The organism is Kluyvera georgiana (assembly GCF_050990895.1).
GTDB lineage: Bacteria > Pseudomonadota > Gammaproteobacteria > Enterobacterales > Enterobacteriaceae > Kluyvera > Kluyvera georgiana.
On record NZ_CP158865.1, the window covers coordinates 2439758 to 2454264 of the forward strand.

13 protein-coding genes and 1 pseudogene are annotated in these 14507 nt (G+C 47.7%); 8 read left to right on the plus strand and 6 right to left on the minus strand.

Translation table 11 applies throughout. The features are described from left to right. Positions 1-12 precede the first annotated feature (12 nt). The 6 genes and pseudogenes from ABTW00_RS11545 to ABTW00_RS11570 form a co-directional block, all read right to left on the minus strand. A complete protein-coding gene (locus ABTW00_RS11545; RefSeq protein WP_433640843.1) occupies positions 13-435 on the minus strand; it encodes a hypothetical protein in 423 nt (140 codons plus the stop codon). A 126-nt stretch (positions 436-561) separates the two neighbouring features. Next, positions 562-809, minus strand: a pseudogene (locus tag ABTW00_RS11550) (nuclear transport factor 2 family protein); the annotation flags it as partial. 172 nt (positions 810-981) lie between these two features. After that, positions 982-2340: a carbohydrate porin gene (locus tag ABTW00_RS11555; RefSeq protein WP_433640845.1), complete on the minus strand. Its 1359-nt coding sequence runs from the start codon at positions 2338-2340 to the stop codon at positions 982-984. Positions 2341-2451: 111 nt separating this feature from the next. Beyond that, on the minus strand, positions 2452-5115 hold the full coding sequence (locus ABTW00_RS11560; RefSeq protein ID WP_433640847.1) for a family 78 glycoside hydrolase catalytic domain: 2664 nt from the start codon (positions 5113-5115) through the stop codon (positions 2452-2454). A 13-nt stretch (positions 5116-5128) separates the two neighbouring features. Further along, positions 5129-6430, minus strand: a complete 1302-nt coding sequence (locus ABTW00_RS11565) for an MFS transporter (protein ID WP_433640849.1) — start codon at positions 6428-6430, stop codon at positions 5129-5131. Between the two features lie 128 nt (positions 6431-6558). After that, positions 6559-7401, minus strand: coding sequence for a helix-turn-helix domain-containing protein (locus ABTW00_RS11570; RefSeq protein WP_433640851.1), 843 nt, complete (start codon positions 7399-7401; stop codon positions 6559-6561). Positions 7402-7886: 485 nt separating this feature from the next. Between ABTW00_RS11570 and ABTW00_RS11575 the strand changes: the two genes are divergently transcribed. From ABTW00_RS11575 to ABTW00_RS11610, 8 genes are all read left to right on the plus strand, one after another. After that, the gene (locus ABTW00_RS11575; RefSeq protein WP_433640853.1) at positions 7887-8807 is read left to right on the plus strand and encodes a hypothetical protein; all 921 of its coding nucleotides are present in this window, start codon (positions 7887-7889) and stop codon (positions 8805-8807) included. Continuing rightward, complete coding sequence (locus ABTW00_RS11580; protein WP_433640855.1) at positions 8800-9234, plus strand: VENN motif pre-toxin domain-containing protein; 435 nt, start codon at positions 8800-8802, stop codon at positions 9232-9234. Before ABTW00_RS11575 ends, ABTW00_RS11580 begins: the two co-directional genes overlap by 8 nt. A 19-nt stretch (positions 9235-9253) precedes the next feature. Beyond that, complete coding sequence (locus ABTW00_RS11585; protein ID WP_167575071.1) at positions 9254-9580, plus strand: zinc ABC transporter substrate-binding protein; 327 nt, start codon at positions 9254-9256, stop codon at positions 9578-9580. A 128-nt stretch (positions 9581-9708) separates the two neighbouring features. Beyond that, positions 9709-10290: a hypothetical protein gene (locus ABTW00_RS11590; protein WP_433640857.1), complete on the plus strand. Its 582-nt coding sequence runs from the start codon at positions 9709-9711 to the stop codon at positions 10288-10290. Between the two features lie 172 nt (positions 10291-10462). After that, a complete protein-coding gene (locus ABTW00_RS11595; protein WP_433641019.1) occupies positions 10463-11842 on the plus strand; it encodes an ISNCY family transposase in 1380 nt (459 codons plus the stop codon). Positions 11843-12057: 215 nt separating this feature from the next. Next, a complete protein-coding gene (locus ABTW00_RS11600) occupies positions 12058-12966 on the plus strand; it encodes a LysR family transcriptional regulator (protein WP_433640859.1) in 909 nt (302 codons plus the stop codon). Positions 12967-13099: 133 nt separating this feature from the next. Beyond that, positions 13100-13606 carry a polyketide cyclase gene (locus ABTW00_RS11605; RefSeq protein ID WP_004110859.1) on the plus strand — a complete coding sequence of 169 codons (507 nt, stop codon included), beginning with the start codon at positions 13100-13102 and terminating at the stop codon, positions 13604-13606. 414 nt (positions 13607-14020) lie between these two features. Further along, entirely contained in the window at positions 14021-14464 is a 444-nt protein-coding gene (locus tag ABTW00_RS11610; RefSeq protein ID WP_433640862.1) for a VOC family protein, read from the plus strand. Positions 14465-14507: the final 43 nt, after the last annotated feature.

Sequence of the window (14507 nt, forward strand, 5' to 3'; positions counted from 1 at the left end):
TAGCCACCTCGGTCAGTTAATAGATTCTTGCAGAACGAATACGGCAGGCGGTTCGCTTAGCGCGTGGCACGGCAGTGACAGGGGAAAGGGCAGTGAGGTTGCATTTTCGTCACTGGCATGGGTAACCAGAAATCTGCTGATTTCGGAACATGCGCTGATTTGCTGATATTCGCTCCAGAGGTAGTCATAGGTTTGAATACTGAAAATGTTCTGTTGCAGTAAAAAACGCAGGTTTTGTTGCCGTCTCTCCACATGCTGGTGAATACGAAGGGCATGGCAGAGACTGGCCTGAGCCGGTTCCTGCGTACGCGAACATGCGTCCTGGATCTGCGTTTCTTGCGAAACGCTCGGACGCAACGAGGCATTGGAAAAGCATGAAAAGAGGGCTAATCCAATGAAAAAAAATAGTTTTCCCCATTTTTCGTCGTTGAACATCAGGCTAATCTCGTTAATTTATTTACTTTACAGTAAAGTAAATAAATGGATTAAACAAGCTCTGTTCTGTTAAAGCAAAAATAGGGAAAGCAGGGAAAGTGGGCGGAAGGCAGCGCTGGTTAAGGGTTAAAACATACTATTGTCGCTGGCAGTTTTTTCCGGAACGTTCTGGGTAACGTCCCAGTGCCCAACGATTTTATGCTGCTCATCGACGTGGAAATATCGATAATCGCGCGCGTAACGCCAGGCTCACGCCCGGTCACTTCAACGTGCAGGATCACATAATCGCCGTCAACAAATGCCTGTTTAATTTCGCTGCGCGAGTCGGGGTATTTATTCTTCAGAAACGCGATAAACTGCTCAAAACCTTCAACACAGCGGGCGTCAGAGCGCAGAACAATGAAAAGGCGATAACCGTTTTTTCAGCATAAATCCTCCAGCAATGGTCGTAATATCAGGCGCCTGGCCTGTCAGGTGAATTAATCAACCTATCGACTTAGGGTATTGCCCGGTGGCGACTGGCGCCTTACCGGGCCTCCGAAGGGATCAGAAAAAGTATTTGAAGCGCAGGCGGGCGCCGTAGCGGTCGTGAACGCTTTCGTCTCCGCCTTTTTCATCCAGCCATGACCAGTACGCGCCTAAATAGATATTGAAGTTTTTCATATCCATCAGGTCGGGAAGTTGGTATGAGGTATGCAGCGTATGGATGTCATAGGTGCCTTTTTGGGTGATCCAGCAGCCATCGTCACAGTTTGCCAGCGAACTGCCATCAAATTGCTCAATTTTGTTGTGCGCGTAGATATAACCGAGTTCGAAACGCTGCCACAGAGCATTAACGCCGGCGGTGAAGTCTTTTTCACCCGAAGCGTCCAGATAGGCGGTGTTCAGGTTAACGACAATACCGTTATCAGGATCTTTCTTTAGGCCGTTCCAGGTCAATGTCGCGCCATAGCCGTTTCGTCTGGACTGATTTACCCATTTGCCCTGAGGATCATAATAGCCCCAGGCGTTATTCACCACGTTGGACTCCATTGCTACGGCGGCGCTCAGCGCATCTTCAGACCAGGCAATTACCGGGCGCAGATAAACCACGTTTTTTTCATTATCAATCTGACGTCCATGATATTTTTTATCAACCAGTAGCGAACTGCCGTCCTCGACCAGAGTATTTAATTCGAAATACCAGTTATCCAGCTGTTTACTCAGCATAAAACTGCCGCCGGAATCAGACCGCCCGCGACCCTCTTTCATCATATAGATATAGCCGTGACCATCGTTGTACAGATCGTTGGCGGTATTGCCGGAATGCTCAATAAAAGTATCCTGGTTAAGGGGAAACATGTCGAAGGCCTCGAAGCGGCCAACTTTAATTTTCCAGTCCTGCTCTTTGCCGAAAAAGAAAGCAGCATCATCAAGATTAACGGAGCCATTCAGGTCGGCAAGTGGTTGTACCGTAAATCCGGCAAAACGACCATCGTTCAGCCCCCGGTAACCATCAAAACCCAGTAAAATGCGCCCATTAATATCCCATTTCTCATTGCTATCGTCGCGTTGGTTAATAAGCGAACCTTTGCGGCTTTCCGCGTCCATATTAAATTCAACGTCGCCATAAAATTTGAGGTCACCAAATCCACTGAGGGTCAATGTTGGCTCAGTTTTATTATTGCCTGTTTCCTGCGCGGAGGCCGTTCCCACGACCGGGATAGCCTGTGTGCTACCGTGTACCTGCGCGGATTTCAGCTGTCTGATTTCCTCTTCAGCGGTTTGCGCCCGCGTTTCTGCCGAATAGAGCCGTTGCTCAAGGCGCTGTAGGCGTTGTTCCATTGATATTTCCGGTGAGTCTGCAAAAGATGTCGGACTCACCAGGAATAATCCCATCGATAGTAGAGCAGTTTTATTTTTCATTATATAATTCCATTCATTAACAGAGGTAAGATCGCGAAAAAACGCTTCGCCATCATTAAAGGCGTGACGGCATTGTTCTTTAAATAACGGCAAAGCAGAGGTGGTTAATTATTAAAATCGCGACTGCCGATATTTAATTTTATATTTGCCGGATCCGCCAACGGCCTGATATTCATCTCCCGTAAGGGTAAACTTGAGCTCATGGCTCTCTATAATTTCACCTGCCGCCGGGAGTTTAATTGTGGCCCAGGTGTTGTGCGGAATGGTGATATCCAGCGTAATCTCCTGCTGCTCATCTACCTGCCAGTTCACGCGAATTTCACCATATCCCGAACGATAGCGGACATTCATCCATTCAAGATTACCGCCAAAGGTCGGTTTAATATGGATATGGCGGAATCCGGGGTGGTCTTCGTCGGTGTCGATACCGGCGACTGCCCGATATATCCACTCGCCGATTGCGCCATAGGCGTAGTGGTTAAAGGAGTTCATATCCGGGCTCCACATTGAGCCATCGGGTTTAATTCCATCCCAATGTTCCCAGATGGTTGTTGCACCTGCTTTAACCTGATAGAGCCAGGAAGGGAAATCATCTTTTAACAGCAACTGCCAGGCTTCCTTGCTGCGACCGTTGTTGCTGAGTGCGTGGCAGAAATAAGGCGTACCCACAAATCCTGTTACCAGATGCCCGTCATGTTCATTAAGGAGTTCAACCAATGTGTTGATGGTTCTTTCTCTGAACCGATCCGGGACCAGATCAAAGTGAAGGGCTAAGATATGTGCGGTTTGCGTTCTTGCCGCCAGACGTCCATTAGGGGTAAAAAATTCCTGCTGGAAGCTGTTAACGATTGAGGTATAAAGCGTGGAATAGTCTGCATAGTCGTCCATATATCCGAGCACTTTTGCCGTTTTGGCAAGCAATAATGTGGACAAACTATAATAAGCCATGCAGGTTAAATCGTTCGGCGTTGCGCCGAAATAACTGCCTTCTTTAGCATCAAGCGCGACCCAATCACCGAACTGAAGTTTATAGCTCCATTTATTATCAGTAGCGTGAGTCCGCATGAAATTAACCCATGCCTTCATACTGCCGTACTGGTTGCGTAACGTTGCGGTATCGCCATACATCAAATAGAGCGTCCAGGGATTGATCACCGCAGCATCGGCCCATGCTGCGGCAGAATGGGTGCAGCCGTCGCGCATAAAGCGGTCTTCGTCGCTTCTGTCGGTGAGGATATCGGGAACGACGTGCGGTACGCCACCTTCTGGCGTCTGGTCATAACGAAGATCGGTCAGCCATTTGGCGAAAAAGTTGCGCGTTTGCATCAAATAGCTCGCAGTGCGGCAGAAAATCTGCGCATCGCCGGTCCAGCCTAATCGCTCGTCGCGCTGCGGGCAGTCGGTGGGGACATCAACGAAATTTCCCTTTAAACCCCACAGAATATTATGGTGTAGCTGATTTAAATACGGATTAGAACAGAGAAACTCTCCGGTCTGTTCCATCTGCGAATGCACTACCACGGCTTTAAAATTATCCAGCTCTACCGTTCCAGGCCAGGATTCTATCTTCACATAGCGAAAGCCCTGAAAGGTAAAGTTAGGGTGGTAAATCTCGTTATCCGTCCCTTTAAGCACGTATTCAATGCGCTGCTTTGCCGAGCGTAGGTTAGCAAGATACACGTTGCCGTTCTTGTCCAGAACTTCGAAATGGCGAAGAATAACTTTGTCTCCGGCCTGGCCATTGACGTGAAACTCAACCCAGCCGGTAAGATTCTGCCCAAAATCAATGACGGTATCGCCTTCAGGTGTCGTGAGAAGGGCCAGAGGTTTGAGGGTTTCTATGGCCTGTACGGTACAGGTCCCTTGTGCCTGCAGGACACGTTTGCTGGATGAAACGAGGCTGACCGCACGCCATCCTGCCGTATCGCAATTCACCTTATTCCAGGCGAATTGTTCACGACGCGCATCATAGGTTTCACCATCATAAATCTCCGAGAATAAGACCGGCGAGTCAGTGGCCAGCCAGCGATTATCGGTGCCGAACATCGTTTGCCGCCCATCTTTATAGGTCACGACTACCTGACAGATAAACGCGGTACGTTCGCCATAATAATTACGCTGGCGATTAAAGCTCATATCGCCTTTATACCACCCCGCGCCGATGCTGGCGGCAATTGCATTCTCCCCGCTGTTGACCAGATACGTCAGATCGTAAGTTTGATAGAGCAGATGGTGGTGATAGCTGGTCCAGCCGGGGGTTAGCTCATCCTTACCCACTTTTTCACCGTTGACATAGAGTTTATACAGGCCAAGGGCGCTGGCATGGGCAACAACTGAATCAATATCATCGCAGTCCTGGAGCTCAAAAAGCGTTCTGAGCAGCGTGCCTCTGGATTCATTTTTGTCGTCACTGGTCTCGGCAGAGATAAAATCCGCCGTCCACTTCGATCCCGGCAGCCCGGTAATAAACATGGCGCTCTCGCTCCAGTCGCTCTGCTCTCCGTGATTATCACCTATCCTTACCCGGATAAAGTAATGACGCGAGTTTTTAAGCTCAAGGTCAGGTAAGACGATATTTTGTGAATCTGCGCTGGCGACCCAACCGCTGTCATAAACGATTTTTGTAAAGGTCGCGTTTTCGCTCAGCTGTATTTGTCTGCCTGTTTGCTCAACATTTTGATGGTTGCTGTCAATCACCCAGCCGATTATCGGCATAGTCTCAGTGCCGTTAAGCGTTGTGGAATAGTTTAATGACACGCTTTTAATCGCTAACATGTTACCGCTCCTTTTAGTTTTCACTTGCTAAATGCTTATTCATTTCGTTATTACGGTCATCAGGGGGGAGCATTTGCGCTTCATCATTAAATTCATTACGCTGCTTCCCGCGGAAACAGAGCCAGCCAATAAACAGGCCAATACCGACAACAGATGAGAGTGTGGCGTACAGCACCATTGGGCCAGCATCAAGCAATACGGGGGTAACAAAAGCGAGCAGACCGCATGAGAGGCGGGCAACGGCAACAATAACGCCCTGAGCGGTCGATCTCAGCATGGTCGGGAATGACTCCTGCGACCAGACTTTCATAATTCCTTCGAATGCCAGACCGCTACCCATGTTGGTAAATAACATGCAGCAGAACCATGATGCAGGGGTGAAATTAAAAACCATCGGCAGGGCGTATCCGCCGGTTAGCAGGACTGCACCTAATATATAGAAGGGCATACGTTTAGGCGTATCGACGATACGCATGAACAAAATGCCGGAGGCCATACCAACGGGCATAATTAGTAAATTCCATAATGAATTTGTGCCGACGCTTATTCCCACCACGTTAACCGCAACGTAGGTTCCGAACTGTCCGCCGGTGTTAGCGGCGAGGTTGGTAAATGCGTAAAAAATACAAAGTGCGACAAACGGCCATAAATATTTTCCTCGCAGCAGATCCTTATAGGAGGATTTTTGCGCGCGAACCGTCGTGACGCCACGGCGAAGTTCATCGCGGGCAACCAGCCATAAAGGCGATTCGGGAATAGACCAGCGTAAAACCAGCAGTACAGCAGCCACCAATCCTACATGCAGATACATGATTTGCGCGCCGCTTCTTCCCCATTCACCCACAATGGCGGCAATCGCCATCGTCATACCAATACCAATGGTCCACAACAGGTTGGAAAGGGCGATGATCTTTCCTCTGTTTTTATCCGTTGCCGCTTCGGAAATGGTTGCCAGCGAGACGGGTAAATCAGCGCCGGTCGCTAAACCGACGAGTAAGGTGCCGATCAGCAATAAATGAAATGTTGTACCTAAAGCAAGTAATGAGGTGCCGATGATAATCATGGCCATGGTAATGATAAAAACTCGCCGCCTGCCGATACGATCTCCCAGACGTCCGCCGGTAAATGCGCCTAATGCAATACATAATGTGAGAAGTCCGGAAAGAACACCTATTTCCGTTGCCGTAGTTCCTATTGTTTTCTGATAAATAACCAGAGCAGTACCGTTTGACACAATCGCGGCAGAGTCTATGTAGGATGCCATTCCTGACACGACCCCAACATACCAGGGGTTAGGTATTTTTTTTACTGACATACTTGTTATCCTCTCTAAGGAGATAATTATAATAAGGTTAATATTCGAGGTATTGCGGCATTCTTTTTCTTTGCACGGAAATACACCTTGTCAATAAGGTGTTTTAATACTGGTATTGCTCATACTAATTAACGGGTGAGAGTTCTCTCCCGGGAAGGAGGGTAGCGGAAGCGTCGTTTATAACTTTCCGTGAATCTGATCGTATTTTGAAAACCACAGATGATAGCTATCTCATTGATGGTTTTATCCGTAGTCCGCAATAACTCCTGCGCCTTCAGTAGGCGAAATAGCTGCTGAAAATTACCCGGAGTATAGCCGGTGATATCTTTAATAAATCTGAACATCGTGCGTTTTGCCATACCACTTTCATCGCAAAGTTCGCCCCAGTGAATATGTCGCTGGTAGTTATACTTCAGAAAGTTAAGGAGATATTTTCTTCCTGAAGCATCATGAGACTGGCGAGTCGCTCTTCGCTGAGTGCACTGATATAGTGTATCGATAATACCAAAGAGGGCCATCTCGGTTGCCGAAAAATAGATATCATTGAAGTCATCATCCTGGCGACTGTTGATAACCTCGCTCAGTGTTATAATTTTCTGCAAATCATCCTGAGATAAAGAGATGTTATACTGATTGGTAAGACTGTTGTTTTCTTCAATTCTCGCAATGAGTTTGTTGATATTTGATAAAAATGTAAAAGGTCGACTCTTATGGATAAGAACATTAATTACCGATAAGTTATTGGTTGATATGTAACTATGCGTATCGGTGGTTGAGACGAAAAAGAAGTCGCCTTTATAGATAAATTGCACGTTATCGTTGATTATATGGAATCCGCTACCTTCATACACAATAACAATCTCATCGAAATCATGTCCATGAACTTCTTCAAGACTTTGTTGACCAAGCATAAAAAGGCAGAAAGCATGTTTTTCTGACAAGAAAAACTCATGACTGTGCATAATTTTCATATTGTCACCCGTAGTAAATTACAAACAATAACCATAGCATATTCACCTTCTCATGTTTATGAATGAAATGTCTGTCGCTGTTTGTTGGTGAAATATTAAATTTGATAACGCATTTATATTTAACAGCAATAGTTATGACAAGTCCACATGGCAATTTGGCACTCAGCCGTAATTACATGTGATTCAACCTTCATTTTTCTATAAATACAGAGAAAGGAATGTCAGATTAGTTTTGTTGTTTGCAATGAGATGGAAGAAATTAATTAATGATGATGTGCTTTAATTAGCTATCGAATGATTATGATTTATAGCCATCATGAAGAGGGGAAAGAGGGGGCAGAGCGAGGATTGCTTTGAGGTCAAATCGCGATAGACTGAATGTCCTTGTGGATAAAACAGAATGTTAATTTCAAAATGTATGACTCCGGTCTTGATTCTTACTCTGGGCATCTGGAGCTTTATCAGAAGAAAAAAAACGGTTGCTGATGTCGACCCGGCCATTGCTAAGGCTAACCGTTAAAGTGACCGTGGGGGAGAAACAGCAAAGCGTCAACGTTAGCGGCAGCGCCAGCATGAACAGCGGCTCATTCTCGGCCAGTGCCAGTAAGACGGCGATGCACAGTGATTACCAGTCCGTCGATGAGCAGACGGGGATTAACGCGGGACAGGGTGGTTTTGACATCACCGTGGGTGAGCATACCCAGCTTAACGGAGCCGTTATCATCAGCCAGGCGGATAAAGATAAAAATCGTCTTGATACTGGCACCTTAGGCTTTAACGACATCCGCAACCACGCGGATTACAAGGTAGAACAGCAGAGCATCGGCATCAACTCGGGTGGCCCGATTGCCGGCCAGCTCATCACCAACAGCGCCAGCGCGTTACTGAGTGGGGTGAATAACAGCGGGCAGAGCAGCAATACCACACACGCGGCGATGTCAGATGGCCAGATTATTGTGCGTGACAGCGGTAATCAAAAGCAGGATATCAACGACCTAAGCCGGGATACGGCTAACGCACATGAGAAGCTGGAGACGATATTTGATAAGGATGCCGAGCAAAAACGCATAGACCGTAATCAGCTTATCGGCGAGGTTGGCCAGCAGATAGCCGATATCGCGGCGACGCAGGCAGAGATCGCCGCCACCAGGAAGGTGAATAAAGACTGGGAGACACCATCAGAGGCTGAACGCGATGCGGCGAAACAAGAGCTTGCTAAGGCGGGGCAGGCAACGGATGACGTTGCAACCATTGATGGTTACATTAAAGCCCAGGCGATACAGGCGGAAATTAATCAGTCACAGTGGGAAGTCGGCGGCGATAACCGGCGTATTGTTGAAGCAGGGACGGCGCTGATACAGGGGCTGGCGAATGGTGACGTCAGCCGTGCGGTGGCGAATGTCTGAAAATATTTACGGTAAAGACGTAAGTCACCTGACGGAAGATGAGAAAACAACGCTGAGTGCATTTGCCAGTCTCGCGGCAGGATTAGCCGGAGGTCTGGCAGGCGGAAGTACGCAGGATGCGCTGAATGCGGGGCAGGCGGGTAAGACGACGGTTGAGAATAACTATCTCAGTGCAAACCAAGCGCTGACCTTTGATAAAGAGCTGTCGGACTGCCGGAAATCAGGTGGTGATTGTCAGGCTGTGATCGATAAATGGAAACAGGTCAGCGATAAGCAAAGCGCGGAAAGCGATAAGAAGCTGAAAGACGATCCGGTTGGAGCACAGGTCTGGGATAAAGAAGTTGCTCAGGGTGGTTCTGATATGGCAAGTCGTCCAAGCTGGCTTAATGCTCCGGCTGGAGCCTCTTCTATGCCGACAAGAAAGTGATAAATATAAGGATGGTTACATGTATAAAAATGAAATATACGTGAAAATGTTAGGGCTTGCACTGCCTTATATAAGAAACCTACAGAGACCGGAAAATAAAGAAAAAAGCTTGAATTTATCTTGCTATCTCGAAGCTGAACTTGTTCATAATTTGACTGTTACTATCTTGGATAAGAACTTTACAGAGCACGATATATGGTTTTTAAATAACCAAGCAAAATATTATGTTAAAAAATGCAATGAGAATATATCACCAAATTATAACCAACATCTTATTTATATAAAAGAGTTATTTAATATAGTTCCTGGCGATTTGAAGTCTCAATTAACGTGGGGTGGTCCGTAATATAAGAAATTCCAACTCCCTCGGTTGCGGTTGAGAATAATTATCTGAGCTACGACGAGGCGCATGCTTTTGATAGAGAAATGACTGCCTGTCGTAAAGCCGGTCGTGAATGCGGAGATATTCAGAACATGTATGCTGTAATTAGTGCTGATAACCGGCTGAAATTGCATATTGATGTGGCTACCGACCCTCTGACGGCGCTGTCCGGGGAAGATAAATGGAATATTGAGGGCGGACTCAGCGCGGCAGGTCGGCCTGGCTGGCTGTATGGTTCGCTGGAAAACCCGGATGTGAAGGACTACGTCATTGAAGGTAACCGCTACGACTTAAACTATCTGAATAGCAATACGTCACAGGGTGATAGAGCTCTGGCTTTCTTCGGTGAGCCAGAAAATTATTGGGGTACGGTTGCCGGAGCGGGTTCGTTGTTAACGTCATCAGCCACGCTGACGGAAAAATTTGTTAGTGCCGGACTGAGTTACGGAGCAAATGGGGCTGTCCAGGTTGCAACCGGCAATACCGGTGAGAAGTTCGATTACCTCAGTTTCATGATGTCAGGCTTAACCGGGATAGGGACAGCCGGGAAAGGATATTACGCTAACCAATTATTGGGGGGCGGTAGTGCTGCAATAAAAGGGAGGTATCTCAAAATTCACAACATGCTGATTTCTGTGGCCGCACGAGTAAAGCATGAAGTAATAGACTCATAGAGGTTATTTAACATAATATACATTATGCGCACCAATGATGTAGGGGCTCAATGATAATGTCTATTTGTGGCTCCATTAGGAATGTCCAGGCTATAGTTCTCAGACCTGTATGCCTAGTCAACAACTCACTTTTCCTGATGAGGAGTTTTCTGTGACTATACATGACACCGGGATGTTCACCGTGAAAGAAATCAACCGCCTCAAAATCCTTCAGGATGTCATCGACCACAACCTGCGTCCTGGTCAGGCAGCCGAAATGCTCGGTATCACGCCGCGCCATTGCAGCCGTCTGCTGAAACGTTATCGTCAGTCCGGGCCACTGGGCATGAATAACCAGAGTCGTGGTCGCACCGGAAATCGCTTGCTTCCCGCATCATTGACTGATCAGGCCCTGAATATCATCCGTGAACGCTATGCCGATTTTGGCCCCACACTGGCGCGGGAAAAGCTCGCTGAAAATCACGGTATTGTTCTTGGTAAGGAAACGCTCAGACGGCTTATGATAAAAACCGGGCTCTGGGTTCCCCGCAAGAAACGTGCGCCAAAAATTCAGCAGCCACGCTATCGCCGGGCTTGCTGCGGCGAACTGATCCAGATTGATGGTTGCGACCATCACTGGTTCGAGAACCGTGCGCCTGCCTGTACTGCCCTGGTCTACGTTGATGATGCGACGAGCCGCCTGATGCAACTCCGTTTCGTGAAATCGGAATCGACTTTCACCTATTTTGAAGCCACGCGGGGCTATCTGGAGAAGCATGGCAAACCCCTGGCGCTGTACAGCGATAAAGCCAGCGTCTTCAGAATCAACAATAAAAACGCTACCGGTGGCGATGGTTATACCCAGTTTGGCCGTGCGATGCACGAACTGAACATCCAGACTATCTGCGCCAATACCAGCTCAGCCAAAGGCCGTGTGGAACGGGCCCATCTGACGCTTCAGGATCGCCTGGTAAAGGAGCTCCGGCTCAGGGGCATTTCCTCAGTGGATGCAGCCAATGATTTTGCTGATGAGTTTATGACCGATTACAACCGGCGCTTTGGCAAAGCACCCCGGCATGACTTTGATGTTCACCGGCCACTTGAAACTGATGATGATCTGACCGCATTTTTCACATGGCGGGAACCGCGCCGTGTTTCAAAATCCCTGACGGTGCAGTATGACAAAGTGCTCTATCTGATTGAAGACAATGAGTTAAGCCGAAGGGCTATTGGCAAGTACATTGAGGTCTGGCATTACCCGGATGGCCGGAAAGAGCTCCGGCTAAACGGGGTTGTCCTTCCCTACTCCACCTATGATCGCCTTCAGGAAATCGACCAGGGGGCTATCGTGGACAACAAGCGCCTCGGGCGTACACTTGAATTTATCAAACTGATACAGGACAAACGCGACAATAACCGTTCACAGGCTCTCCCTGCCGGAGATGGCCCCTCGCGCCGACGCAGGAAACCCACAGAGAAGAAATCCCAGCGATCTCTGGACGAAGACGATATGCTCAATGCGCTGAAGACATTACAATCACGTTCTGACGAGATTTTCGGTACAAGGAAATGACATGGAGATGATGGCAGACATAATCCCATCTTCATAGAGCTGCAATGCAAGAGAGCTTAAGGTCCGCTTTGAGCGAAGCGGACTTATCCGTACAAGGCTTACCATCCAGAAATGGAAGTTCCCCCAAAAGGAAAATACTCGCAAACCTTCTAGACAACCTTTTCCCGAGCATTTAGCCTGAATTAAAATTTTAATATCTGTCAGGCTAGTTCATTATGAAAAATGATGTCAGAACCCTCGACCTTAACCTTCTTAAGGCCCTTGATGCATTACTGGATGAGGGAAGCGTGACTCGGGCTGCACAGCGCCTCTCCCTGACGCAGCCTGCCGTCAGTGGTATGCTTATTCGCTTGCGTGATTACTTTGACGATCCACTCTTTGTTCGCACCAGCCACGGTATGGTCCCCACAATGCGGGCCAACGAACTTTCTACGCCGGTAAAACAAATCCTCACCGATATCGCTATCCTGCTGAAACCAAAGAAATTTGATCCCGTGACGGTAGAACTGACTTATACCATCGTCGCAACGGACTATGCACTTAAGGCTGTTGTCGTTCCGTTGATGGCTGAGCTAAAACAACGTGCACCGAATATTAAAATCGCCGTGCGGCCCGTGGACAATGAGCGAATGTATCAGCAGTTGTCTCGGGGTGAAGTTGATCTGGCTTTGATAACACCGCAAACAACCCCCGAAGACCTGCATGGAAGAGCGCTCTATGAAGAAGATTATGTCTGCGTAGCACGACGTCATCATCCTCTGGCAGCGAGTTCAGAAATGACGCTCGAACAATTTTGCAAACAGGAACATATTCTGGTGTCATCAGAAGGTAACTTCACCGGTGTTACAGATGAAGCACTGGCTAAGCTCAGTCTGACACGACGAGTAGGCATGTCAGTTAATAGTTTTCAGGTGATACCTGATATATTGCAAGTGACTGATATGATTTCAGTTGTACCTCATCGCATGGTCTTGACTAACAACGATCTCATCATTCTTCCTTTGCCCCTGAAAGTACCCGGCTTTACCAAGAGCATGGCCTGGCATGAGCGAACCCATCGTGACCCAAGTCATCAGTGGATTCGTGCTTTATGCGCAGAAGTAAGCCAACATCCCGCGCCCTGATATAATTTATTTTATTAAGAATATAAGTAATGACAATTCGCCTTATAACTCCATTGCACCAATAATCACTGTCATCACGTTACTGCCGTAATGACACACGCAGTACACTCAACTATAGCAATTGGAGAAATTTATGAACGCGATTAACTGGCCTGAAGGCTTTATTCCGGGTTTTACCGATAACTTTGTTTCTAATGAAATGATCATCTCAGGTCTGAACGTCAATGATGTCTGGCCGCTCCTGAGTCAGCCATTGCTATGGCCGGAATACTATAAAAATTCCGCCGATGTGCGCTTTTATGACAACAAAGGTCCAGAATTGGAAAATGGGGTTCGCTTCTACTTCAGCACGTTTGGTTTCCCAGTTGAAGCTCAGGTTGTGGAGTTTGTTCCACCTGCTGAAGGTAAACCTGCTCGCCTGGCATGGCACGGATGGGCCGGTGAAAAAGATACCGCTCAACGACTCGATGTCCATCATGCGTGGCTACTGGAGGATCTTTCCGGTCACAGGGTCCGTATCCTAACCCAGGAAACACAGAACGGAGTCCCGGCAAAAGATCTGGCAAATACCCGCCCGAACCCAATGCTTAATGGTCATCAGGAATGGCTTGACGGCCTGATTCGAGCAGCAAAGAAATAATAAACCGCTTTCCACAGTCATATCACTGAGGCTGCACTTCCCCGCAGCCTCAAGAATATTTGCCCGTTTGCTATTGCACTTGATTACAGGTAAATCATGTAACCCCCGCAAGTGACACCGCGCGGCCATATCTGTAATGTCCCCTCCTGGCACTAAGCGGACTTTTCAACACACGGACATTTCTAACGAGCCAGTGATTAGACAATTTCAGTGAGCTTTGACAAAAAAACCCAAGGGAAAAACCAGCGTTCAACGACGATGATTGTACTGGTTGTTGCCCCGTACAAAATCCCTCTCAAATGCTGTTAACATCACGAAACCAGAACCACGCCCGACATTGAGATTGTTGTGGGCATCCCTGACGGATAAATTAGCGATATACCTCATATCCTCACGGTAACTTCAGGAGAAAGTATGTCCCCAGATTTATCCGGTCTGAACGTTATGTTCGTCGCAGGTTTTGGTCCTGTCACCCGCGATACCCATGCTAGCAAATCATTTTATATTGATGCGCTTAACCTGCCGCTCAAAGCTATGGATGGCAACAGTGATTATTTTTTGACGGATACGGATGTACTCAACGGCGTGAAACATTTCGCGCTTTGGCCATTATCCCAGGCAGCCCAGTCCTGCTTTGGTACAGCAATATGGCCAGATGATATTCCTGTGCCTCAAGGCTGGATTGAGTTTGAAGTCGAGAATATCGATATTGCGACTGATGTTTTAAAACGCCAGGGTTATCACCTGTTGGTAGCAAACCGTAAAGAACCCTGGGGTCAGACGGTGACTCGAATGCTCAGCCCTGAGGGATTGTTAGCTGGCGTGACAATTACGCCATGGCTACGACAGGACAACTGAACGCTGTAAAGGCTGTCTCTTGATCTGCGAGTGCAAAATCCTG

Excerpts from the sequence above, each read along its gene's own strand:
- ABTW00_RS11545 (WP_433640843.1), bottom strand. The coding sequence starts at position 435 with ATGTTCAACGACGAAAAATGGGGAAAACTATTTTTTTTCATTGGATTA.
- ABTW00_RS11555 (WP_433640845.1), bottom strand. The coding sequence starts at position 2,340 with ATGAAAAATAAAACTGCTCTACTATCGATGGGATTATTCCTGGTGAGT.
- ABTW00_RS11560 (WP_433640847.1), bottom strand. The coding sequence starts at position 5,115 with ATGTTAGCGATTAAAAGCGTGTCATTAAACTATTCCACAACGCTTAAC.
- ABTW00_RS11565 (WP_433640849.1), bottom strand. The coding sequence starts at position 6,430 with ATGTCAGTAAAAAAAATACCTAACCCCTGGTATGTTGGGGTCGTGTCA.
- ABTW00_RS11570 (WP_433640851.1), bottom strand. The coding sequence starts at position 7,401 with ATGAAAATTATGCACAGTCATGAGTTTTTCTTGTCAGAAAAACATGCT.
- ABTW00_RS11575 (WP_433640853.1), top strand. The coding sequence starts at position 7,887 with ATGTCGACCCGGCCATTGCTAAGGCTAACCGTTAAAGTGACCGTGGGG.
- ABTW00_RS11580 (WP_433640855.1), top strand. The coding sequence starts at position 8,800 with ATGTCTGAAAATATTTACGGTAAAGACGTAAGTCACCTGACGGAAGAT.
- ABTW00_RS11585 (WP_167575071.1), top strand. The coding sequence starts at position 9,254 with ATGTATAAAAATGAAATATACGTGAAAATGTTAGGGCTTGCACTGCCT.
- ABTW00_RS11590 (WP_433640857.1), top strand. The coding sequence starts at position 9,709 with ATGTATGCTGTAATTAGTGCTGATAACCGGCTGAAATTGCATATTGAT.
- ABTW00_RS11595 (WP_433641019.1), top strand. The coding sequence starts at position 10,463 with ATGTTCACCGTGAAAGAAATCAACCGCCTCAAAATCCTTCAGGATGTC.
- ABTW00_RS11600 (WP_433640859.1), top strand. The coding sequence starts at position 12,058 with ATGAAAAATGATGTCAGAACCCTCGACCTTAACCTTCTTAAGGCCCTT.
- ABTW00_RS11605 (WP_004110859.1), top strand. The coding sequence starts at position 13,100 with ATGAACGCGATTAACTGGCCTGAAGGCTTTATTCCGGGTTTTACCGAT.
- ABTW00_RS11610 (WP_433640862.1), top strand. The coding sequence starts at position 14,021 with ATGTCCCCAGATTTATCCGGTCTGAACGTTATGTTCGTCGCAGGTTTT.